The following is a 21,645-nucleotide window of genomic DNA, read 5'->3' as shown; positions in this document are numbered from 1 at the left end:
GGATCCTTACCTTCCCTCTCTGTACCACATCGCGCCCATGGCCAGCAGCAGCAGGCAAAGGCCGAGGAAGCCGCCGAACAGGGGTACGCGCGAGACGGCTTTGAGCACGCTGTCGTCGGTGCTGCGCAGGCCGATCCAGTCTGCGCCCGAGGCCGCACCGGAGGCGCGGACCGGGACGATGGAGGGCAGGGTGACGCTGCCGGTGAGCTGGCCAAGGGTGGAGGAGGCCGCCAGCCGGCGCACGCTGCCGCCGGTGGCCTCAGTCGGAGCCTTCAACCGGTCCTCGGTAGAGACGACGTCGGAGAATTCCGGCGCGTTGACCGGGCCGACATGGGCGAGTGCGGTCAGGTCACCATTGCCGATCTGGTAGAGGCCGATCTCCTTGGTCTCGATGCTGCCCAGGAAAACGCCGGGTTCGGACTTCTCCAGCTTGACGATCAGCGCCTTGCCCGAAGGGGTGATCACCTGCGCCGGGCCGGGATCGTCGCTCATCGTCTGGCGGCGGATTTCCAGCATCATGCCGCGGCCGTCGGCGGTCAGCCGCTCTTCCTCGAGTTCAGGTTCCTTCATCAGCCAGTGGGCGATGCGGCGGTAAAGCTGGACATGCGGCCCGCCACCCTCGAAGCCGCGCGCCCATAGCCAGCCCTGATCGGACAGAAGCATGCCGACGCGGCCTTCGCCCTTATGATCGAGCAGAAGCAGCGGGCGGTTGTCGGCGCCCTTCATCACCACTTCGCCTTCGGGGTTCTGCACGCCGATGGTGCGGAACCAGCGGCTCCAGCGCGGCGGCTCGGTCGCCGAGCCGTCGAGGCCGCGCGTCACCGGATGGCGCTGGCCGAGATCGGTGAGGCGCGGATAGAAGGCCTTGTCGATGACTTCGCCGGTCGGCATTGCCGGCAGCGACGACATTAGCGGGGTGCGGGCGATCGAGGAGTCGCCGGCATATTCCGGCCCGGCGGCGATCAGCAGCGCGCCGCCCTTTTCGACGTATTCGGAGATGTAGTCGTAATAGAGGATCGGCAGCACGTCGCGGTGCTGGTAGCGGTCGAAGATGATGAGATCGAAATCCTTGATCTTCTCGACGAACAACTCGCGGGTCGGGAAGGCGATCAGCGACAGTTCGTTGATCGGCGTGCCGTCCTGCTTTTCCGGCGGCCGCAGAATGGTGAAATGGACGAGATCGACCGAGGCGTCGGATTTCAGCAGATTGCGCCACGTGCGCTCGCCGGCATGCGGTTCGCCGGAAACCAAAAGCACGCGCAAGTTCTCGCGGATGCCGTCGATCAGCGCGATGGCGCGGTTGTTGGCGTCGGTCAGTTCGCCCGGCTCGCGGTCAATAGAGAGTTCGACGATGTTGCGGCCGGCGCCGGGGATGGTCACCTGCAGCGGCATCGCCTGGCCGATGGTCGCTTCTTCGACCGCGACCTGCTCTCCATTGACCGAGACGCGGACATCGACCGGGCCGGTTTCGCCGTCGGTGGCGATGACGCGGTAGGTCATGTCGAGCGGCTTGCCGACGAGGCCGAAGCGTGGCGCGTTCTCGAAGCGGATGCGGCGGTCCTTCTCGTGCTCGTTGCCGGTGATCAGCGCGTGCAGCGGCGCATTGAAGTCGGGGGCGGCCGGTGCGTCATGCACCTCGCCATCGGTGATCATGATGGCGCCACCGATGCGCGAGGGCGGCACGTCGCGGAAAGCGCCTTCAAGCGCTGCAAAAAGCTTGGTCTCGGTGCGCTCGTCGGCGGCTTCCGACTTGCCGGCCTCGACGACGCGGACGTCGAACTGCTTGAAGCGGCCAAGGCGCTGCTGCAAACCGGCAAGCGCTTCGTCGGTCTGTTTGGTCCGGTCGCCGATATCCTGGCTCTGGCTGCGGTCGACGATGACGGCAACGACGCTCTTCAGCGCCTCGCGCTCCTCATCGAGGAAGACCGGATTGAGGAGTGCTGCGCCCAGCGCAATCAGCGCCGCGAAGCGGAAGATCGCGCCGCGCTGGCGAAACCACAAGCCGACAGCCGCCAGCACCAGCAGCGGTGCGAGCACCAAAGCCAGCAAGGGCCAGGACAGCAGCGGTTCGAAGGAAATCGACCAGTTCATAGGCTTACTGCCCCAGCCGTTCGAGCAGGATCGGCACGTGCACCTGGTCGGATTTGTAGTTGCCGGTCAGCATGTACATCATGATGTTGACGCCGGCGCGCAGCGCATAGATGCGCTGCATCGGATCCGATGGCACGGTCGGCAAAAGCGGGTCACCATTCTCGTCGACGGCCCAGGCGCCGGCAAAATCATTGGCGGTGATCAGGATCGGCGAGACGCCGTCGCCGACGCGTACCGGCCGATTCTCGGCATTGCTGGCCTCGAGCGAGGCTTCCACCCAGAGCGGGCTGCCGGAGAAGCGGCCGGGAAATTCGGGCAGGATGAAGAAGGATTTGGTCAGCACATGGTCGGCGGGCACCGGCTCCAGCGGCGGCACGTTGAGATTGCCGAGAATGTCGCGCAACCGTTCTGTCGCCGGGCTCGCCGAATCCGCACCGATGCCGTTGGCGAACTGGTCGCGCGTGTCGAACAGCACCGTGCCGCCCTGCTGCATATAGGCGTCGATGCGGGCGATCGCGGCTTGGCTCGGCATCGGCGCGGAAGGATCGATCGGCCAGTAGATCAGCGGATAGAAGGAAAGCTCGTCCTTCGAGATATCGACGCCCGCCGGCGCGCCCGGCTCGAGCGCGGTCTTCTCGATCAGGAAGCGGGTCAGGCCTTCGAGCCCGGCGCGGCTGATCGAATCGTCACCGGGCACACCGGTCAGCACATAGGCGATGCGGGTCTTGGCAATATCCTCGATTGCCGCGGCATCGCCGGGCTTGGCGTCGTCGGCGTGGGCGAGGTCGGCATGGCCAAACAGCATGCCGAGGCCAAGCAGCAGCGCAGCCGTCGTTGCTGCGGCCGATCGGCCGCGGCGCGGTCGGCGCGACATCAGCCCGCCCATCCAGAACACCGCCAGCGTGTCGAGCAGCATAAGCACAAGTGCCGCTGTGACCAGCGATCCCTTGAGGTCGCGCGATTCATCGAAAGCGTACTGGATATTGGTCACCGGCACTGTGAATTGCGGGCGCACCAGCGGCGCGAAGGCGGTGGCCGGGTCGAGCAGATTGTGGGCGAAAACGCCGGTTTCCGAGCCATAGAGGCCGGGCGGGTTCTCGAACGTCACCGGCAGCGAGCCGGCGCCAGGGACCAGCGGTCGTGCGTCCGGCGTCGGCGGCACCAAAGTGCCGTCGGCGGCTATCATGCGATAAGGCGCCAGCGACGTAGCAGCGGCTTCGGCGTTGGCAACCGCCGCACCCTGGTTGCGCGACAGCTGCACGATGCGCCGCAGCATCTCGACGAAGCTGCCGGAGATCGGCAGCGTCGACCATGTCGCTTCCGGGGTGATATGGAACAGCACCAGCGTGCCCTTGCCCTTCTTCAACCCGGTCACCAGCGGGGTGCCATCGGCAAGGGTTGCCCAGGTGCGCTCGACGATGTCCGGCGTCGGTTCGGCCAACACCTGCCGGCTCACCGTGACTTCGGCCGGCGGTGCGAGGTCGGCGAACGGGCCGTTCTTCGGGAATTCGGTCACCGCTTGCGGCGTCGTCCATGACAGCGCGCCGCCAAGCGAGCGCTCGCCGGTGCGCAGCCTGACCGGCAACAGATCATCGTCATTGCCGGCGGCGGCCAGCCGCGAACCGGCAAAGCGCACCAGCGTGCCGCCATTCTCGACCCAGTCGACCAGCCGCTGATGGACCTGCGGCGGAATGGTACCGATATCGGCCATGACGATCATCGCCGGCTTCTGGTCGAGAAGCTGCGGGATGGCGTCGGCGAGATCGACGCTCGACGGTTCGACCAGATCGGCGAAAGGCTGCAGCGCGCGCCTGATGTAATAGAGCGGCGACAGAAGCGGCTGCGCCTGGTCGGCCTCGGCCTGCGATAAAAGTCCGACGCGACGGCGCTTGGAACTTTCGTCAAGCACGCGCACCGCACCTGCCTGGCGTTCGCCGTCGAGCGCGATCGAGGCGAAGTCGTTGCGCAGTTCGAACGGCACCGCCATCGTGCCGGTGGCAGTAGTCTCACCCGGCGCGAAGGTCAGCGTCGCGTCGGCGATGCGGCGGCCCTTATCGTCGAAGGCGCCGGCGGTGACTTGTGCCGGCGCCGGATCGCCGGGCGCGCGGATGGCGGTCAGGGCGAAGCCGTCGACCTGATTTTCGGCGCCAGTGAGCCCAGTCAGCGCCAGCCGGTCGGAATTGGCCCAGACGACACGGGCGGCGTTTTTCGACAGCAGTGTGTTGAAGGCGGCCTCGTCGCCCTTTGCCGCAAGGCCGTCGGTGAGAACGGCAACGCTGGCGCCGGGCAAGGTTCCCAGCACGCCGGCGACGCGGGCATAGACAGCGGGTCGGTCGGTCGGGATCGGCCTCGGCTTGGCGGCGCGCAGCCGGTCGAGGGCAGCCGCCGCATCGAAGGGGCCGATCTCGGCGTTCGGCTTTTCGGCGGTGAAGGCGATGACGACCGGTACGCCGTTCGAACCGGCATCGGCGATCAGCCGCTGGGCGGTGGCGACGCGCTTGCCCCAGTCGGCGGCACTCGCCCAGTCATTGTCGATGACGAGCGCCAGGGCGGCGCCCTCGGCCGGCAATTTTTCGCGCGGATTGAAAATGGGTTCGGCTAATGCCGCGACGACAAGGGCTGCCATCAACAGCCGCAGCAGCGTCAGCCACCACGGGCTCTGCTGCGGCGTTTCCTCGCGCTTCAGCACGCGAGCGAGGATCTTCAGCGGCGGAAAGATTTCGGACTGCGGCTTGGGCGGTGTGAGCCTGAGCAGCCACCAGATCACCGGCAGCGCCAGCAGGCCCCACAACACCATGGGAGCGCCAAAGGAGAGCGGCAGCCAGCTCATGCGCCGGCCTTTCCCACGAATGCGCCATCGGCGGTCATCGCCATGTGGATGCGCACCAACGCCTCGGAAGCGAGGCGGTCGGTGTGGTTGACGGTGTAGCTCCAGGCGAGGCGCTTGCACCAGCTGGCCAACTCCTGGCGGCGGGCGGTGTAGAGCAGGCGGTATTCGTCGCCGAGCATTTCGGCGCGGCCGGCGGTCAACTTGTCGCCGGTCTCGGGATCGGTGAATTCGGTGCGGCCGGCATAGGGAAAGGTCTCCTCCGCCGGATCGGCAACCTCGATCAGATGCGCACGCACGCCATGCCGCGCCAGCACATCGAGCCATTCCATGGTCTCCTCGACCGGGTCGAGGAAATCGCTCACGACGACGATGTCGCAGAAGCGGCGGATGGCGGACAGGTCAGGCTTTGCCGGCGGGTCGGCGGCGTGAATCAATTGCGCCGCGATGCGCTCGGCGCCGTTGCGGGCGGTGAACGGATCGGTCAGGCCGGGCCAGGCGATGCGCTCGCCGCTGCGAGATAGCAATTCGGCCATGGCCAGTGCCAGCACCAGCGCGCGCGATTCCTTGGAAACGCTGGCGCCAGTCGATTTGTAGAGCATGGAGGGCGATGGGTCGGCCCAAAGCCACACCGTGTGGGCTGCTTCCCATTCGCGGTCACGCACATAGGTGTGGTCGTCGCGGGCCGAACGGCGCCAGTCGATGCGCGAGGAATCGCCTTCGACATAGGGGCGGAACTGCCAGAAATTCTCGCCGATGCCGCGCTTGCGGCGGCCATGCCAGCCGGCAATTACCGTATTGACGATACGGCGCGCCTCGACCAGCAGGTCCGGCACCAGCGAAGCCCGCAAGCGGCCCCTGGCGAGCGCCTCGCGCGTCGCTGCCGGTGCCTGGACTTCGCCGATACGCGCCATCAGATTCCTTTGGCCAGTTTCGCTACCACGTCGCGCACGGTCGTGCCCTCGGCGCGGGCGGCAAAGGTCAGCGCCATGCGGTGCTGCAGCACCGGTTCGGCCAGCGCGCGGATGTCGTCCACCGACGGCGCCAGCCGCCCGTCATAAAGCGCGCGCGCACGGGCGCACAGCGTCAGCGCCTGGCTGGCGCGCGGGCCGGGACCCCAGGCGACATGCTTGTCGGTCTCGGCATTGCCCTGGCCGGGACGCGCCGAACGCACCAGTTTGAGGATGGCGTCGACGACGCTTTCGGGCACCGGCATACGGCGGATCAGCGTCTGGATTTCCCTCAGCCGCGCCGGCTGCAGCACGTTTTGCGCCTTGGCGTCCTCGATGCCGGTGGTCTCCAGCAGAATGCGCCGCTCGGCCTCGATTTCGGGATAAAGGATGTCGATCTGCATCAGGAAGCGGTCGAGCTGCGCTTCGGGCAGGGGATAGGTGCCTTCCTGCTCCAGCGGGTTTTGCGTCGCCAGTACATGGAAGGGTGCGGGCAGGTCGTGGCGAATGCCGGCGATGGTGACGTGATATTCCTGCATTGCCTGCAGCAGCGCCGACTGGGTGCGCGGCGAGGCGCGGTTGATCTCGTCGGCCATCAGCAATTGCGCGAAGATCGGGCCGGAGATGAAGCGGAAGGAGCGCTTTCCCGCCTCGTCCTGCTCCATCACTTCGGAGCCGAGAATGTCGGACGGCATCAGGTCGGGCGTGAACTGGATGCGGCGCGAATCGAGGCCGAGCACGACACCGAGCGTTTCGACCAGCTTGGTCTTGGCAAGGCCGGGCACGCCGACCAGCAGCGCATGGCCGCCGGCAAGCAGCGCCACCAGCGTGCGCTCGACCACCACTTCTTGGCCGAAAATGACACGGCCGACGCCGTCGCGCACCCTGGAAATATCGGCCAGCGCCGTCTCGGCCTGGGCGATCATGTCCTTTTCGCTGATTGGGCTTTCCTTGACCATTACGCTCATGCCGCATCGATCCTTGTGCTGGAAGTACCGGCTTGCACTGTAGTGCCTTAGAATGCCGCGATTCGGCTTCGCCTGGCGCCTACGAATGAATTTAAATCACAGACTTAGGCTGACAAGCGGAACAACAGTGACTATTTCGTGACCATGACGGAACGCTCCGAACATCGCGAGCACAGCCTTGCTGCCGCAACCGAGGCGCGCGGTCTCGAAGCGTTGATCTCGCGTGCGGCTCGCGCCGGCAAGGGCGCGGCGCCGGTGGAGCGCTGGAATCCCGACTTTTGCGGCGATCTAGACATGGAGATCAAACAAGACGGAACGTGGTTCTATCTCGGCACGCCGATCGGCCGCATGCCGCTGGTGCAGCTGTTTTCCAGCGTGCTGCGCAAGGACGAGGATGGCAGGACCTATCTGGTGACGCCGGTCGAACGGGTCGGCATCCGCGTCGTGGACGCGCCTTTCATCGCGGTTGAAATGGATGTTTCCGGCGCCGGCGCCGAGCAGACCATCACTTTCCGCACCAATGTCGGCGATGTCGTCGAGGCCGGACCTGGCCATCCGCTGCGCTTCGTCGACGAGAACGAGACCGGCGGGCTAAAACCCTATGTGCTGGTGCGCGGGCGGCTGGAAGCGCTGGTGGCGCGGCCGGTGATGTACGAACTGGTCGAGCATGGCGAGGAGATCGATATCGGCGGCAAGACGATGTTTGCCGTGCGCTCGAAAGGCGAAATCTATCCGATCATGCCGGCGGAAAAACTGAAGCGGCTGAGCGCATGATGGATCAGGTGAGGCCGCCGCCGTTTTCCACAGCGGATTTTCGCGCGCGGGTCGCGGCGCAAGCTGAAGCCCATGCCGGCGACGATTATGGCGATCATCGCTTCAACCCCGGCCATCCACGGTTGACGCAGCTCAAAGCGCTGCGCGACGCCGCGGTGCTGATCCCGGTCGTCGATCATGGACGCGATGCGACCGTGCTTTTGACCAAGCGGGCGGAAAAACTGCGCAGCCATTCCGGGCAGGTGGCTTTTCCCGGCGGCACCATTGATCCCACCGATGCGACCCCGGAAGCAGCGGCCTTGCGCGAAACCTTCGAGGAGATCGGGCTCGGCCAGGACCGCATCGAGATCATCGGCCGCATGCCCGATTATGTCGCCGGCAGCGGCTATCGCATCGCGCCGGTGCTGGCGATCGTCGAGCCCGGTTTTACGCTGTCGCTCAATTCCGACGAGGTCGACGCCGCCTTCGAAGTGCCGCTTTCGTTCCTGATGGATCCGGCCAACCACACCAGGGACAGCCGCATGTGGAACGACCTGGAATGGTTCTTCTACGATATGCCCTATGGCGGCCAGCGCATCTGGGGCGTCACCGCCGGCATCATCCGCACCCTCTATGAAAGGCTCTATGCTTGAGTGATCCGATATCGCTGGCGGGCAGAGCCGACTGGCTGGGTGAAAAGCATCTGCAGCGGCTGTTTGCCGTGCTGGCGCAGGGCGGCGAGGAAGCCCGCATCGCGGGCGGCGCGGTGCGCAATGCGCTGATGGGGCAGCCGGTCGCCGATATCGACGTTGCTACCACTTGCCTGCCCGAGGAAACCGTTCGCCGCGCCGAGGCGGCGGGCTTCAAGGCGGTGCCGACCGGCATCGAGCACGGCACGATCACGGTGATTGCCGGCGGCGCGCCCTATGAGGTCACCACGCTGCGCGCCGACATCGAGACCGATGGCCGCCGCGCCAAAGTGTCGTTCGGCCGCGACTGGAAGGCCGACGCCGAACGGCGCGATTTCACCATCAACGCGCTCTATGCGGAGGCTGACGGGACCGTCGTGGACCTGGTCGGCGGCGTCGGCGATATCGAGGCACGAAGGCTGCGCTTCATTGGCGATGCCGAGCAGCGGATCCGCGAAGACTATCTGCGCATCCTGCGTTTCTTCCGCTTTTTCGCCTGGTATGGCGAGGGTCGGCCCGATGCCGAGGGATTGAAGGCCTGCGCCCGGCTCAAGGACGGTCTCGCCCATCTCTCGGCCGAACGCATCTGGTCCGAGCTGAAGAAGTTGTTATCGGCCCCAGATCCGTCGCGCGCCTTGCTGTGGATGCGCCAGGCCGGCGTGCTCACCAGCGCCCTGCCGGAAAGCGAGAAATGGGGCATCGATGCCATTCATGGGCTGACCAAGACAGAGAAGGATCTGGGCTGGGCGCCGGACCCGCTGCTCAGGCTGGAGGCGATCGTGCCGCCCGATGCGGCGCGGATGAAGACACTGGCCGAGCGGCTGAAACTTTCGACCACTGAGGCGGAGCGCCTGCGCCACTGGGCGCTGACGGCTGCCGTCGAGCCCAAGACAAGCGAAGCGGAACTGGCCAAGAAACTCTATTCCGGCGAGCGCCAGGGTTTTCTCGATCGCCTGCGGCTGTCGCTGGCGTCGGCGCGAGCGCGGGCTCTCGAGGACAATGACGCGCTGGTTCAGGCCGGCGGGTTTTCGCGCCTGCTCGCTTTTGCGCTGAAATGGGAAAAACCGGTGTTCCCAGTCAAGGGCGGCGATCTGACGGCGCTTGGCGCGTCGCCGGGGCCAATACTCGGTGCGATCCTGAAAAACCTGGAAAAGGAATGGATCGGGTCCGGCTTTGCGCTCGATCGCGACGCGCTGCTGGAGCGCGCCGCGGAAGCCTTGAAGGCCAGATAGGTCTGCTCAGGCCGCGTCGCGAACTTTCTCGATGCGCGAGCGGATCGCCTCGATCATCGTCTCGCGAATGACCGTTTCGCCATGTGTCTCGCGCATATGGTCGACGGCGCGGCGCATGACCTCGGCTTCCTCACCGGCACGCGTGTGCCACTCACAGCCGGGAACCAGCGAGCCGCAATGGAATTCCTTCATGGGATTTTCTCCTTTCCTCCTTGAGCCTGTGCCTCTCATGGGCACACGAAGCTCCGCCATCTCCTGTTCCGCGCCCTGTCACAGCAGTCGGTTTCGGGGGCACGCACGGGGGAGCTAGCATAACACGGTTCGACCATTTTAGTTGCCGTGGGTGCGAAAAAGGCGGAGCAGCGCTGCTCCGCCCCCTCTTGCCAGGCTAAGCCAAGGCAAGACCGTTCGGTCTTGTCCCCATCACTTCACGATCTTGACGGACTCGGCAACCTTGTTCTTGCCGCTCATGTCCCAGGAAACGCGGACCTTTTCGCCGGCCTTCAAGCCTGGATCCTTGAAGGTCTGGGGCAGCGTGAAGGTGGATCCATCCTCCAGAACAAGGCTCATGGCCGTGCCATCATAGGTCTTGACCGTACCGGTGGTGTGCTTGACCGCGGCAAAGGCGACCGAACCGGAAGCGAGAAGGGCAGCGGCGGCTGCCGAAACAATGAGCTTTCGCATGTAATACTCCTGGAAATGCGGGCATCCGTTTGGAAAATGCTCCGCCTTGTTCAGGGCCGTCCGGTAGCGTCGTGTCGCGGTTCGGGACTGAACCGCCGGCGCTTCCCGGCCCGAAACGACAAATAGTCTTTTTATTTCAATTGCCTATTAGACGAAAAAGATAATGGCGATGCCACATTGGCTGCCCAGATTCGGCGAATGGGACGTCAATGCGGCTCACGTTGCGCTCACCGATAGTTTACGGCCACCTGACCTCCGGCGGCAGGCTGGACAGGATCGAGGCGACATTGCCCCCGGTCTTCAGGCCGAAAATGGTGCCGCGATCGTGAAGCAAGTTGAATTCTACATAACGGCCGCGGCGAATGAGCTGCTCGTCGCGGTCGTCGTCGGTCCAGTTCTCGTTGAAATGAGCGCGAACCAGGTGTCCGTAGACGACAAGGAAAGAACGCCCGACATCCTGGACGAAGTTCAAATCGGCATTCCAGCCGCCTTTCTCCTCCCCCGAATGCAGCCAGTCGAAAAAGATGCCGCCGACGCCGCGCGGCTCGTGGCGGTGCGGCAGATAGAAATACTCGTCGCACCAGGCCTTGAATTTGGGGTGGTCGGCGACACCGGCATTCTTCTCGCAGGCGAACTGCATGGCGCGGTGGAAGGCGATGGTATCGGGGTCGTCTTCGGTGCGATGGCGATCAAGCACCGGTGTCAGGTCAGCGCCGCCGCCGAACCAGTGGCGCGATGTCACGACCATGCGGGTGTTCATGTGCACGGCCGGCACGTTGGGGTTCCACGGATGCGCAATCAACGAAATGCCCGATGCCCAGAAGCTCGGGTCTTCCTCGGCGCCTGGCATCTGCTTCCTGAATTCGGGCGAGAACTCGCCATAGACGGTCGAGGTGTGGACGCCGACCTTCTCGAAGACGCGGCCATGCATCATCGACATGGTGCCGCCGCCGCCCTTTCCATTGTCGCGTTCCCACGGCGTCTTCTCGAAGCTGCCGGGCGACCATTCGGCCAGTGGTCCCTGCAGTTCCTGTTCGATCTGCTCGAAGGTTGTGCAAATGCGCTCGCGCAGCGTCTCGAACCAGAGCCTGGCCTTCATTTTCTTCTGTTCGATGTCGGCTGGCAGGCCTGCCGGTATTTCTGGTCGTTCCAAAATGCTGTCTCCGGTCGCGGCCGACAAAGGACCTAGTGGAGTGAATTTGACATTTGCAGAGAGCGTGGCGCAGGGCACGATGCAAATGTCAAATTCGAAAACTCCACCAGAAACATAAACTTGCTAGCGGTCCTTGTGATTCCAACATTCGCAACGGCGCCTGGGGATTAGGGAGGCGAATGTTGGAATCGGACCACTAGCCTTTTCCGGGCGCGATCCCTAATCTCTTAGGGGCAAGGGTCAAGTGTCATCTGGTTCGGCCCAGGAGTTCTTTCATGCGCACGCCGGCAAGACCGCCGCTGCATGGCCTGAAGAAAAGGCTCGATCGTTCACGCGCCGAGCGCGAGCGCATGCCGCGTGACGGGTTTTTGCGCGAGACCTTCGTCCTGCCGCGCCCGGATGCGCGGCTCAAGGCCAAGGAATGGTTCGAGCGTTTTCCCAAGCAGGCCTACTGGACCGAGATCGAAAGCTGGTTCGAGCGGCCGGGCGACGTAATCGAATTCACCATACGGCGGCTGCCCGCGGCGGATTAGGATTCCACAAGCAGTCGCCTTGCGCCCGGCCCTTGCGCACTCAAGCGATCTTCCCTGTTTCGCAGCGGGCATTTGTCGATCGACATGCAGCCGCAGCCGATGCAGTCGGTAAGGCCGTCGCGCAGCTTCTTTAGCTGAGTGATCTTGCGATCGAGGTCGTCGCGCCAGCCGGTCGACAACAGGTTCCAGTCCTCGCGCGTCGGGGTACGGCCTTCTGGCAGCGATTCAAGTGCGGCGCCGATCTCGGCCAGCGAGATGCCGACCTCCTGGGCGATCCGGATGATCGCCACCCGCCGCAGCACGTCGCGGCCATAGCGCCGCTGGTTGCCCGACGTGCGGTGGCTGCGGATCAGCCCGCGCGCCTCGTAGAAATGCAGCGCCGACACCGCCACGCCGCTACGCATGGCCAACTGGCCGACCGTCAATTCCTTTACCGGAGCCATCTCGATTTTCCGCTTGACCTCAACTTAAGTTGAGCTTGTAGCCAGGAAATGTCGATAGGGCAATTGAGGAGAAGGCGATGTGCGCCTGGGTGAGAATGATGCAAGACGCAAGGGCCGTTGGCGATGACGACAACGCGTTGAAGGTTCTAGCCGAGTTGCCGGATGGCTTCACCGGCGACCATGGCGACGGACAGCGCGACGTTGATGCTGCGCGTGCCCGGCTGCATCGGGATCGTCAGCCGCGCATCCGCCGCCTGATGGACAGGATCCGGCACGCCGGCGGATTCGCGGCCGAACAGCAGGATGTCGCCTTGGGCGAAGCTGAAGCCCGTATAGGGGGTCGCGGCTTTGGTGGTGAGCAGCACCAGCCGGCAGGCTTGGCCCTTGCGCCAATCCTCGAAGGCGTTCCAGTCGACATGCCGGGTCAGGGCAGCCATTTCGAGGTAGTCCATCCCGGCGCGCTTGAGCGCTTTGTCGGAGAGCGGAAACCCGGCTGGTTCGATGATGTCGACGCCAAGGCCGAGGCAGGCGGCGAAGCGCAGGATAGTTCCGGTGTTGCCGGAGATGTCAGGCTGGTAGAGGGCGATGCGGAGACGGTGGTTCATTTCCGCGTCTTTCTAATAAGTGGCAGATCGGCCACAGCGGGTGGCTGGTTTTGGAAATTGCTGGACCTGCGGGTGGCCATTTTCTGCGAAGTCGATTATACCGCACGCATTGTCAACCCGAACCGATGGAGGGGTATTTCATGATGACCATGCACATCCAGCGCCCCTCCCGTGGGCTTACCTGCCTGCTGGCGGTTTCGGTACGACGATTTACCTGATTTCTTAGATCTGATCGCACCGATTCCCGCCGAACCCAATTTTCGGCTCTCGAAGGAATCCTGCGATGTTTTTCAAACCGTTAAAGGGGCCAAGCGCCCCAGCTGAGCATGTCGCGACCGAGGCCTATCGTCGTGTCCCGACGGATGCAATCCGTGCCTCCGGCCGAAGGCCGGCGCACGACATTGCTTCGCCTTTTTATGTCTATTTTCACACGGAGGACGGACCGATGTTCGATCCCTATAAGATACCGGGTTCAAGAAGCCTGCACGAACGCAAGACGGCGACCTGGGCGTTGCTGGTCGGCGAGACGTATTCGTCGGCGGTTCACGCCCAGACGCGCCGGCGTCCGCATCGCGGCATGTTGCCGGATGTCGATTTCTCGCGTGCGGTTCCCGACCACAGCCGGCCGTCGCTGGTGCGCCGGATCATCCGGCTGATCCGGCCGGGCGCGAAAAACCGGACTGGCGGCGGCGTGCCGTCAGCTCAGTCGAAGGCTTCTGTCGGTGAAAAGCCCGCAAGTCCCTATATTGCGCGAAGCAGGACCGATGGCCCGGGTGATTCCGGGCCGTCGGTCCCCGCCGACGTACGGTCTGGGGACGCGGAGCGCCCCGGGGATTTTTCCCGCGCCGCATGAGCGGACAAAAGTTTTGTGAGCATCACTATGTTTAGCTGGTTTGAAAGAAGGCTCGATCCGTTCCCCGCAGCGGAACCGGTCGAGCCGCCGAAGACGCTGGTTGCCTTCTGCGTGCATTATACGCGCGGCGCCTGGCCATACATCATCCTCGACGCGGTGCTGGTGACGGCGATTGCCATCGCGGAAGTGTGGATGTTCGGCTTCATGGGCCACATCGTCGACTGGCTGTCCGGGCAGAACCGCGAAACCTTCCTGCAGACCGAGAGCTGGAAGCTCGCCGGCATGGCCTTCGTCGTGCTGTTCGCGCTGCCAGGTACAGTATGGCTGCATTCTTTGCTCAACCAGCAGACGCTGATGGGCAACTACCCCATGCGCATCCGATGGCAGGTGCATCGTTATCTCTTGAAGCAGTCGATGAGCTTCTACCAGGACGAATTCGCCGGCCGCATCGCCACCAAGCTGATGCAGACGGCACTCGCCGTGCGCGAATGCGTCATCAAGGTGATCGAGGTGCTCAATTACGTAATCGTCTATTTCCTCGGCATGCTGTTCATCGTCGGCTCGGCCGACTTGCGGCTGGCGGCACCTCTCGGCGTCTGGCTGCTCGGCTATATCGGGTTGTTGCGCTATATCATCCCGAAGCTGGGCAAGGTCGGCGAGGCGCAGGCCAATGCGCGCTCGACGATGACCGGCCGCGTCGTCGACAGCTACACCAACATCCAGACGGTCAAGTTGTTTTCCCATGCACGGCGCGAAGCAACGTTCGCCAAAGAAGGCATGGCAGGCTTCCTCGACACGGTCTACCGGTCGATGCGGCTGGTGACGGTGCTTTACGGGCTGCTCTATATCCTCAACGCGCTGCTCCTGTTTTCGGTGACGGCGCTGGCGCTGTGGCTGTGGCTCGGCCAGGCGGTGACGATCGGCGCCGTCGCCGTGGTCATCGGCCTCGTGCTCCGTATGTGGGGCATGTCGCAGTGGATCATGTGGGAAATGTCGAGCCTGTTCGAGAACATCGGCACGGTGCAAGACGGCATCGCCTCGATCTCGCTGCCGCGCCTGGTCGAAGACCGGCCGGGGGCGAAGGACATTGCCGTCACCAAGGGCGAGATCCGCTTCGACGACATTCGTTTCCACTATGGCAAGCAGAAGGGCGTCATCGAGAACCTGTCGCTGACGGTGAAGCCCGGCGAGAAAGTCGGCATTGTCGGGCGCTCGGGTGCGGGCAAGTCGACGCTGGTCAATCTCCTGTTGCGGTTCTACGACCTCGAGAACGGCCGGATCCTGATCGACGGCCAGGAGATCGCTTCGGTGACGCAGGATTCGCTGCGCGCGCAGATCGGCATGGTGACGCAGGACACTTCGCTGCTGCATCGTTCGGTGCGCGACAACATCCTTTACGGGCGGCCCGATGCGACGGAGGAAATGCTTGTCGAGGCAGCCGGGCGGGCCGAGGCGCTGGAGTTTATCGGCAGGCTTTCGGATCACACCGGACGTAAAGGGCTCGATGCTCATGTCGGCGACCGCGGCGTCAAATTGTCCGGCGGCCAGCGGCAACGCATCGCCATTGCTCGCGTTATGTTGAAGGACGCACCGATACTTATCCTTGACGAAGCGACGTCGGCGCTGGATTCCGAAGCCGAGGCCGCCATCCAGGAGAATCTCTACAAGCTCATGCAAGGCAAGACCGTCATCGCCATTGCGCACCGGCTGTCGACCATCGCGGCGATGGACAGGCTCGTCGTCCTCGACAAGGGCCGTGTCATCGAGGAAGGGTCGCACGAGGAACTCGTTGCCAGCGGCGGGCTCTACGCGCAGCTCTGGCAGCGCCAGTCGGGCGGGTTCCTGCTCGACGACGGTCCGGTCGATGCCGCCAATGACGCCGTTGCCAACGACATCGGCGTGAAGGGTGAAGCCGCAGAGTGATGACGTCAGCATGATGACAGCCGTCTATCGCTGGTTCGAGGACTGGGTCTATCCGTTCAGGGAGCCGGCGGACCTTCGGCCACCGCCAAGCGTCGGCGGCTTCCTCTGGCACTATGTCGGCCAGGCGAAGTTCGCCTTCTTCGCCATGCTGGTCATCGGCGGCATCGCGCCGCTGATCGAGGCCGGGCTTTTCTACTTCGTCGGGCGGCTGGTCGATATTCTCGACCAGCTTCCCGGTGAACGCAGCTGGGACGCGCTGTGGACCGCCGCCGGGCCTGAGCTTGTTTTCATGATCGCAGTGGTGCTGGTCATCCGCACCGTCGTCGTCGGCCTGTCGGCGCTGGTCAACGAACAGACGATCACGCCGGGCTTCTACAATCTGGTGCGCTGGCAGGCACACCGGCATGTGTCGCGGCAGTCCTACACTTTCTTCCAGAACGATTTCGCCGGCCGTATCGCGACAAAAGTCTGGCAGGCGGGGCAGGCGACCGGCGACCTGATGGAGAGCTTCATCGAGGTCATCTGGTTCATGCTCATCTATACGGTGACGACCTTGGCGCTGGTCGCCGGGCTGGATCTGCGCCTGGCCGTGCTGGTGGTGATCTGGATCCTCGCTTTCGCCTGGCTGGCCAAGCTCTATCTGCCCTCGATCCGCAGGCATGCCGAGGCGACGGCTGAAGCGGGCTCGATGATCAATGGGCGCATCATCGATTCCTATTCCAACGTGCAGACGCTGAAGCTGTTCTCGGCCGACGGCGACGACCGCTACATCAAGAACGGCTTCGACATCTATCTCGATGCACTACGGCCCTTCACCCGCCGGCTGACCGGCGTGCGAATGGCGCTGACGACGCTGTCGGGCATCATGATCACCGCGATTGGCTGCTTTGCCGTCTATCTCTGGGTCGAAGGGTCGATCACTGTCGGCGCCGTCGCCTTCACGCTGTCCCTGGTGCTACGGCTCAACATGCTGCTCGGGCGCGTGATGATGCAGCTCAACGGCATTTTGCGAAACCTCGGCGTGCTGGAAAACTCCAAGGCGCTGATCTCGCAGCCGCTTGGCCTTGTCGATGCGCCGGATGCGAAAGAGCTTGTCGTCGCCGGCGGCCGCATCGAGGTGAAGAATGTCGAGTTCCACTACGGCAAGGGTTTTGGCGTGCTGAATGGCATCGACCTTGTGGTCAAGCCTGGCGAGAAGGTCGGGCTGGTCGGGCCGTCCGGTGCGGGCAAGACGACCTTAGCCAATCTCATCCTGCGCCTCTACGACCTCGAGAGCGGGAAAATCCTGATCGACGGGCAAGACGTCGCCGAGGTGACGCAGAACTCGCTGCGCGCCAATATCGGCGTGGTCAGCCAGGACACGGCGCTGTTCCACCGCTCGCTACGCGACAACATCAAGCTCGGCATGCCGGATGCAACTGACGCCGAGGTGATCGCGGCGGCGAAGAAGGCCGAGGCGCACGAGTTCATATTGGGCCTGCGCGACAACCGGGACCGTACCGGCTACGAGGCTTTTGTCGGCGAGCGCGGCGTGAAACTGTCGGGCGGCCAGCGCCAGCGCGTCGCGATCGCCCGCGTCTTCCTCAAGGATGCGCCGATCCTGATCCTCGACGAGGCGACCTCGGCGCTCGATTCCGACATCGAGGCGGCGATCCAGGAGAATCTGGCCAGGCTGATGGAGAACAAGACGGTCATCGCCATCGCCCATCGGCTGTCGACCATCGCCGCGCTCGACCGTCTTGTGGTGCTGGACGGAGGCCGCATCATCGAACAGGGCACGCATGACGAGCTGGTGGCGCTCGACGGGCTCTATGCGCGGCTGTGGAAGCGGCAGTCCGGCGGCTTCCTCTACCACGAGGAAAGCGTGCTGGAAGAGACACGGCCGGCGGAGTAGGGCATGGCAGCGTCGCCTGATATCGGCTACGTCCTCAAGCGGCTGCGGCCAACCGCGCCGGCCTTCGATGCGCTGAAGGAGGAGAGCCGGCTGGAGGGCTACTGGATGCTGGTGCGGCTGGCGGATGGCTGGGCAGGCGGCTGCAATAAGTTCCTGAAACGAGGCGAGGCGCTGTTTGGCGCATGGCATGGCCGAGAACTCGCTGGTGTGTGCGGGTTGAACATCGATCCTTATTTCGAAGGCAGGGACCACGGCCGGGTCAGGCACCTGTTCGTCAGCGCGCATCATCGCCGCAGCGGCGTTGGCCGCATGCTGGTCGAGACCGTCATTGACAGGGCACGTCAGCATTTTGCCGTGCTGAACAGCCGCGCGCCACAAGGAGCCTTTGGGTTCTATGAACGGCTTGGCTTCCAGCCGGTGGTGGGCGAAGAATTCGTCACGCACCGCATGATGCTCTCTCAAGACAGAAAAGGAGGCTGAGATGTCACTGCGTCCGCCATCCCTAGGCGCCTCGGCTGCCGAAGCCGCGTTCGACGCCCTCGGCCATGAGATACTGGCTGAAAAGGCCGCAGCGCTCGGCCGTGCCGGCCAACGGGTCGAGGAAACGCTGGCCAAGCTCCGTCAGAACAACGACGACAAGGAGCAGCGACCGCGGCTGCTCAAGGAGGCTGCCGCAGCGGTGCACGCCTATTTCATCCAGCGTGAACTCTGCGGCCTGCGCCGGCATGAGTCGGTCATCCGCGAATACGATATCCCAAGGGCCGTGCTGGTCAGGCTCGGTGCAAGCTAGAGGTCATCAGCCGGCAACATTCATTCCAGCCATTCGGTGATGAAGCTGCCGTTTTCGTGGATGTCGGTCGTTTCGAGCGGGCCTGGGCCAAGATTGGTGAATTTGTGCGGCGTATCGGGCGGCACGATCAGGATCTGGCCGGCCGTGGCCTCGATCTGCTGGTCGCCGATCGTGAAGAGGCCGGTGCCTTGCCGGATGATGAAGATTTCACAATAGGGATGCGTGTGCACGCGCGGGCCGCCGCCAATCTCTTCCTGATAGTTGAAAATCAGGCAGGAGTTGGAGTCGTAGGCGCCGCATTGCAGTTCGCCCTGCCAGCGGCCGGGCGTCCTGGTCCAGGTCTCGCGGTCGATGATGTGTGCCATAGCCTCTAACCCTTCGTCGGTATCCAGGGGTTGAAAAGCTTCACGCCGGTGCCTTCAAAATCCTTGGTGTTGCGGGTCACGACTGTCAAGTTTTTGACGAGCGCGGTAGCGGCTATGAGGGCGTCGCGCTCCGGCTTTGGATCGGGAACGTGGAGGTTTGCGCAACGCACGACAACAGCCGTGTCTATGCTCAATATCCGGTCGTCAAACTGTGGAATGAGTGTCTGATCCAACCACTCACGGTACATGGTGGCCTGGCGAGTATCCTTCCTCGACAAGAGCAATGTTCCGATTTCGAGTTCCAGGATCGAAATGACCGACATGAAAAAGCTGGCGATGTCGTGGGTCTCTGACCAGGCCAAAACGTTGCGATCGGCCTTGTCCCGACGACGCAGATTCGAAACGACATTGGTGTCAAGAATGAACATCAGTCGAGTTCGGGAATCTTGAAAAACGGTCCTTCCAGGCGAGGTGGTTCCCAGTCGAAATCTGCTTCGGGGCGATCATCGGCAATCGCGTCCGCGAGGCTTCTCGGCTTCTTCTCTAAACGCTGATATTCCTCCATCGACATCAGCACATGGGAGGGCTTGCCGCGGTCGGTAATGATGACCGGCCCGTTCTTGGCTGCCCGTTTGGCATGCGCCGTGTCCTGGTTGAATTCACGGCTCGACATGATGGTTATCGTCTTCGTCGAGATATTCATATCAACACCTCCATCCGGAAGATGTAGACATATTGCTACATTCGGCCAAGCTCGTCAAATTTCTCTTCGTGCGGAACGCCCGCGACAATCTGCCCTTGTGGCCTCAGCCCGCTGGACAAAAACGGGCTTCACGCATAAACCGAAATCCAAATGCCGGAGGAATTCGCTAGCTTGTTCGCCATGCGCTGTCGGGCCGGCGCGATGGAGCGGGGACAAAGCTCGGCCGCCGGCTCGGAAGAGGCGAAAGGATCAGGCACCCGTGAGCGCAACCGACACCCAGGATCCCAACCGTCGTGATTTTCTCTACGTCGCCACCGGCATGGCCGCAGTGGTTGGCGCAGGCGCCGTTGCCTGGCCCTTCATCGACCAGATGCGCCCCGATGCCTCGACGCTGGCGCTGGCCTCGGTCGAGGTCGACGTCGCCTCGCTGACGCCTGGCATGTCGCTGATCGTCAAATGGCGCGGCAAGCCGGTCGTGGTGCGCAACCGCACCGAGCAGGAGATGAAGGACGGCGAGGCCGTGAACCTTGCCGACCTCAAGGATCCTATTGCCCGCAACGCCAATCTGCCCGCCGATGCGCCGGCGACCGACGCCAACCGCACCACGCCCGGCAAGGAAGCCTGGATGGTGATGGTGCAGGTCTGCACGCATCTGGGGTGCATTCCGCTTGGCCAGGAAGGCGATTTCGGCGGCTGGTTCTGCCCGTGCCACGGTTCGGTGTACGATACCGCCGGCCGCATCCGCAAAGGCCCGGCGCCGGAAAACATGGCCGTGCCGGTATTCAAGTTCATTTCCGATACCAAAATCCTTATCGGTTGAGGCAGGGGATAATTCGATGAGCGAGGGACACTCGACCTATACGCCCAAGACCGGTATCGAACGCTGGTTCGACGCCCGCATGCCGCTGCCGCGCATGGTCTATGACAGCTTCATCGCCTATCCGGTGCCGCGCAACCTTAACTATGCGTGGACCTTCGGCGGCATCCTCACGATCATGCTGGTGGCGCAGATCCTGACCGGTATCGTGCTGGCCATGCACTATACCGCCGACACCAACCTCGCCTTCAATTCGGTCGAGAAGATCATGCGCGACGTCAATTCGGGCTGGCTGTTGCGCTACATGCATTCCAACGGCGCCTCGTTCTTCTTCGTCGCCGTCTACATCCACATCTTCCGCGGGCTTTATTACGGCTCCTACAAGGCGCCGCGCGAGCTGCTGTGGATCCTCGGCTGCATCATCTATCTGCTGATGATGGCGACCGGCTTCATGGGCTATGTGCTGCCTTGGGGTCAGATGAGCTTCTGGGGCGCCACCGTCATCACCGGCTTCTTCAGTGCCATTCCGCTGGTCGGCAACTGGATCCAGGAACTGCTGCTCGGCGGTTTCGCCGTCGACAACCCGACGCTCAACCGCTTCTTTGCGCTGCACTATTTGCTGCCGTTCATGATCGCCGGCGTCGTCGTGCTGCACGTCTGGGCGCTGCACGTGGTCGGCCAGTCGAACCCGACCGGCATCGAGGTGAAATCGAAGACCGACACCGTTGCCTTTACGCCCTATGCGACCATCAAGGATGCATTCGGCATGATCGTGTTCCTGTTCTTCTTCGCCTATTTCGTCTTCTACCTGCCGAACTTTCTCGGCCATCCGGACAATTACACGATCGCCAACCCGCTGAAGACGCCGGCCCACATCGTGCCGGAATGGTACTTCCTGCCGTTCTACGCGATCCTGCGCGCGATCACCTTCAACATCGGGCCGATCAACTCCAAGCTCGGTGGCGTGCTGTGCATGTTCGGCGCCATCGTCATGCTGTTCCTGGTGCCGTGGCTCGACACCTCCAAGGTGCGCTCGGCGGTCTACCGGCCCTGGTACAAGCTGTTCTTCTGGCTGTTCGTCGCCGACGCTGTCCTGCTTGGCTGGCTTGGCTCGCAGCCGGCGGAAGGCGGCGGTCTGTTGACCCTCCTGATAGGTGAGGTCTCGGGCAACTACGTTGGCTACGCTCAAGCGGCGACACTGTTCTACTTCGCCTTCTTCCTCGTCATCCTGCCGGTGCTTGGCCTGATCGAGACGCCACGCAGACTGCCGAATTCGATCACCGAGGCGGTGCTGGAGAAGAACAAGGGTGCCGGAGGGGGACATCCGGCCGGTGCGACCGCGGCGCCGGAAACCAAAGGCTGAGTGAGAATC

General features: G+C 63.5%; 23 protein-coding genes. 11 read left to right on the top strand and 12 right to left on the bottom strand.

Annotated elements, in window-relative coordinates:
• Nucleotides 1-6: 6 nt before the first annotated feature.
• Genes ACYG9Z_RS07215 through ACYG9Z_RS07200 form a run of 4 tightly spaced genes read right to left on the bottom strand, consistent with a single transcriptional unit; the run spans nt 7 to nt 6,836 of the window.
• Complete coding sequence (locus ACYG9Z_RS07215) at nt 7-2,091, bottom strand: membrane protein (RefSeq protein WP_023814983.1); 2,085 nt, start codon at nt 2,089-2,091, stop codon at nt 7-9.
• Nucleotides 2,092-2,095: 4 nt separating this feature from the next.
• Complete coding sequence (locus ACYG9Z_RS07210; protein WP_023751260.1) at nt 2,096-4,921, bottom strand: DUF4159 domain-containing protein; 2,826 nt, start codon at nt 4,919-4,921, stop codon at nt 2,096-2,098.
• Nucleotides 4,918-5,832 carry a DUF58 domain-containing protein gene (locus tag ACYG9Z_RS07205; RefSeq protein WP_023751259.1) on the bottom strand — a complete coding sequence of 305 codons (915 nt, stop codon included), beginning with the start codon at nt 5,830-5,832 and terminating at the stop codon, nt 4,918-4,920. Before ACYG9Z_RS07205 ends, ACYG9Z_RS07210 begins: the two co-directional genes overlap by 4 nt.
• A complete protein-coding gene (locus ACYG9Z_RS07200) occupies nt 5,832-6,836 on the bottom strand; it encodes an AAA family ATPase (protein WP_023751258.1) in 1,005 nt (334 codons plus the stop codon). Before ACYG9Z_RS07200 ends, ACYG9Z_RS07205 begins: the two co-directional genes overlap by 1 nt.
• A gap of 144 nt (nt 6,837-6,980) precedes the next feature.
• Here ACYG9Z_RS07200 and ACYG9Z_RS07195 point away from each other — a divergent pair, with 144 nt between their 5' ends.
• From ACYG9Z_RS07195 to ACYG9Z_RS07185, 3 genes are read left to right on the top strand one after another with little or no spacing between them, the layout of a single operon-like run.
• Nucleotides 6,981-7,610 (top strand): DUF1285 domain-containing protein, encoded by a 630-nt coding sequence (locus tag ACYG9Z_RS07195; protein WP_023670010.1) that lies wholly within the window; start codon nt 6,981-6,983, stop codon nt 7,608-7,610.
• Complete coding sequence (locus ACYG9Z_RS07190) at nt 7,610-8,242, top strand: CoA pyrophosphatase (RefSeq protein WP_023724971.1); 633 nt, start codon at nt 7,610-7,612, stop codon at nt 8,240-8,242. The genes ACYG9Z_RS07195 and ACYG9Z_RS07190 overlap by 1 nt, the downstream gene beginning before the upstream one ends.
• A complete protein-coding gene (locus ACYG9Z_RS07185; protein ID WP_031243969.1) occupies nt 8,239-9,510 on the top strand; it encodes a CCA tRNA nucleotidyltransferase in 1,272 nt (423 codons plus the stop codon). The genes ACYG9Z_RS07190 and ACYG9Z_RS07185 overlap by 4 nt, the downstream gene beginning before the upstream one ends.
• Nucleotides 9,511-9,516: 6 nt before the next feature.
• Here ACYG9Z_RS07185 and ACYG9Z_RS07180 read toward each other — a convergent pair whose 3' ends face one another.
• From ACYG9Z_RS07180 to hemF, 3 genes are all read right to left on the bottom strand, one after another.
• Nucleotides 9,517-9,702, bottom strand: coding sequence for a DUF1059 domain-containing protein (locus ACYG9Z_RS07180; RefSeq protein WP_023670013.1), 186 nt, complete (start codon nt 9,700-9,702; stop codon nt 9,517-9,519).
• 231 nt (nt 9,703-9,933) lie between these two features.
• A complete protein-coding gene (locus ACYG9Z_RS07175; protein WP_023751256.1) occupies nt 9,934-10,194 on the bottom strand; it encodes a DUF1344 domain-containing protein in 261 nt (86 codons plus the stop codon).
• A gap of 238 nt (nt 10,195-10,432) precedes the next feature.
• Nucleotides 10,433-11,347, bottom strand: coding sequence for an oxygen-dependent coproporphyrinogen oxidase (gene hemF, locus ACYG9Z_RS07170; protein ID WP_023751255.1), 915 nt, complete (start codon nt 11,345-11,347; stop codon nt 10,433-10,435).
• Between the two features lie 275 nt (nt 11,348-11,622).
• Here hemF and ACYG9Z_RS07165 point away from each other — a divergent pair, with 275 nt between their 5' ends.
• Nucleotides 11,623-11,880 (top strand): hypothetical protein, encoded by a 258-nt coding sequence (locus ACYG9Z_RS07165; RefSeq protein ID WP_023683688.1) that lies wholly within the window; start codon nt 11,623-11,625, stop codon nt 11,878-11,880.
• Here ACYG9Z_RS07165 and soxR read toward each other — a convergent pair.
• Entirely contained in the window at nt 11,877-12,323 is a 447-nt protein-coding gene (gene soxR, locus ACYG9Z_RS07160) for a redox-sensitive transcriptional activator SoxR (protein WP_023691595.1), read from the bottom strand. The genes ACYG9Z_RS07165 and soxR overlap by 4 nt on opposite strands.
• A 146-nt stretch (nt 12,324-12,469) precedes the next feature.
• Nucleotides 12,470-12,928, bottom strand: a complete 459-nt coding sequence (locus tag ACYG9Z_RS07155) for a tRNA (cytidine(34)-2'-O)-methyltransferase (protein ID WP_023751254.1) — start codon at nt 12,926-12,928, stop codon at nt 12,470-12,472.
• Nucleotides 12,929-13,373: 445 nt separating this feature from the next.
• Here ACYG9Z_RS07155 and ACYG9Z_RS07150 point away from each other — a divergent pair, with 445 nt between their 5' ends.
• The 5 genes from ACYG9Z_RS07150 to ACYG9Z_RS07130 are packed head-to-tail and all read left to right on the top strand — an operon-like array spanning nt 13,374 to nt 18,388.
• A complete protein-coding gene (locus ACYG9Z_RS07150; RefSeq protein ID WP_023670019.1) occupies nt 13,374-13,781 on the top strand; it encodes a hypothetical protein in 408 nt (135 codons plus the stop codon).
• A 27-nt stretch (nt 13,782-13,808) separates the two neighbouring features.
• A complete protein-coding gene (locus ACYG9Z_RS07145) occupies nt 13,809-15,704 on the top strand; it encodes an ABC transporter ATP-binding protein (protein ID WP_023751253.1) in 1,896 nt (631 codons plus the stop codon).
• Nucleotides 15,705-15,714: 10 nt separating this feature from the next.
• Nucleotides 15,715-17,598, top strand: a complete 1,884-nt coding sequence (locus ACYG9Z_RS07140) for an ABC transporter ATP-binding protein (RefSeq protein ID WP_023751252.1) — start codon at nt 15,715-15,717, stop codon at nt 17,596-17,598.
• A 3-nt stretch (nt 17,599-17,601) separates the two neighbouring features.
• Entirely contained in the window at nt 17,602-18,078 is a 477-nt protein-coding gene (locus tag ACYG9Z_RS07135) for a GNAT family N-acetyltransferase (RefSeq protein WP_023751251.1), read from the top strand.
• Between the two features lies 1 nt (nt 18,079).
• Nucleotides 18,080-18,388: a DUF6665 family protein gene (locus ACYG9Z_RS07130; protein ID WP_023724966.1), complete on the top strand. Its 309-nt coding sequence runs from the start codon at nt 18,080-18,082 to the stop codon at nt 18,386-18,388.
• A gap of 20 nt (nt 18,389-18,408) precedes the next feature.
• On the opposite strand, the gene ACYG9Z_RS07125 is transcribed toward ACYG9Z_RS07130, so the two are convergent.
• The 3 genes from ACYG9Z_RS07125 to ACYG9Z_RS07115 are packed head-to-tail and all read right to left on the bottom strand — an operon-like array spanning nt 18,409 to nt 19,456.
• On the bottom strand, nt 18,409-18,753 hold the full coding sequence (locus tag ACYG9Z_RS07125; RefSeq protein WP_023751250.1) for a cupin domain-containing protein: 345 nt from the start codon (nt 18,751-18,753) through the stop codon (nt 18,409-18,411).
• 5 nt (nt 18,754-18,758) lie between these two features.
• On the bottom strand, nt 18,759-19,181 hold the full coding sequence (locus ACYG9Z_RS07120) for a type II toxin-antitoxin system VapC family toxin (RefSeq protein WP_023670025.1): 423 nt from the start codon (nt 19,179-19,181) through the stop codon (nt 18,759-18,761).
• Nucleotides 19,181-19,456, bottom strand: coding sequence for a type II toxin-antitoxin system Phd/YefM family antitoxin (locus ACYG9Z_RS07115; protein ID WP_023701566.1), 276 nt, complete (start codon nt 19,454-19,456; stop codon nt 19,181-19,183). The genes ACYG9Z_RS07120 and ACYG9Z_RS07115 overlap by 1 nt, the downstream gene beginning before the upstream one ends.
• Before the next feature lie 259 nt (nt 19,457-19,715).
• Here ACYG9Z_RS07115 and petA point away from each other — a divergent pair, with 259 nt between their 5' ends.
• Nucleotides 19,716-20,276, top strand: coding sequence for a ubiquinol-cytochrome c reductase iron-sulfur subunit (gene petA / locus ACYG9Z_RS07110; RefSeq protein WP_023670027.1), 561 nt, complete (start codon nt 19,716-19,718; stop codon nt 20,274-20,276).
• Nucleotides 20,277-20,292: 16 nt separating this feature from the next.
• A complete protein-coding gene (locus ACYG9Z_RS07105) occupies nt 20,293-21,636 on the top strand; it encodes a cytochrome b (RefSeq protein WP_023670028.1) in 1,344 nt (447 codons plus the stop codon).
• The last annotated feature ends 9 nt before the right edge of the window (nt 21,637-21,645 follow it).

Source organism: Mesorhizobium sp. RSR380A (assembly GCF_054719385.1).
The sequence above is the reverse complement of the archived record's forward strand: the minus strand, read 5'-3'. Positions and strand labels throughout refer to the sequence as shown.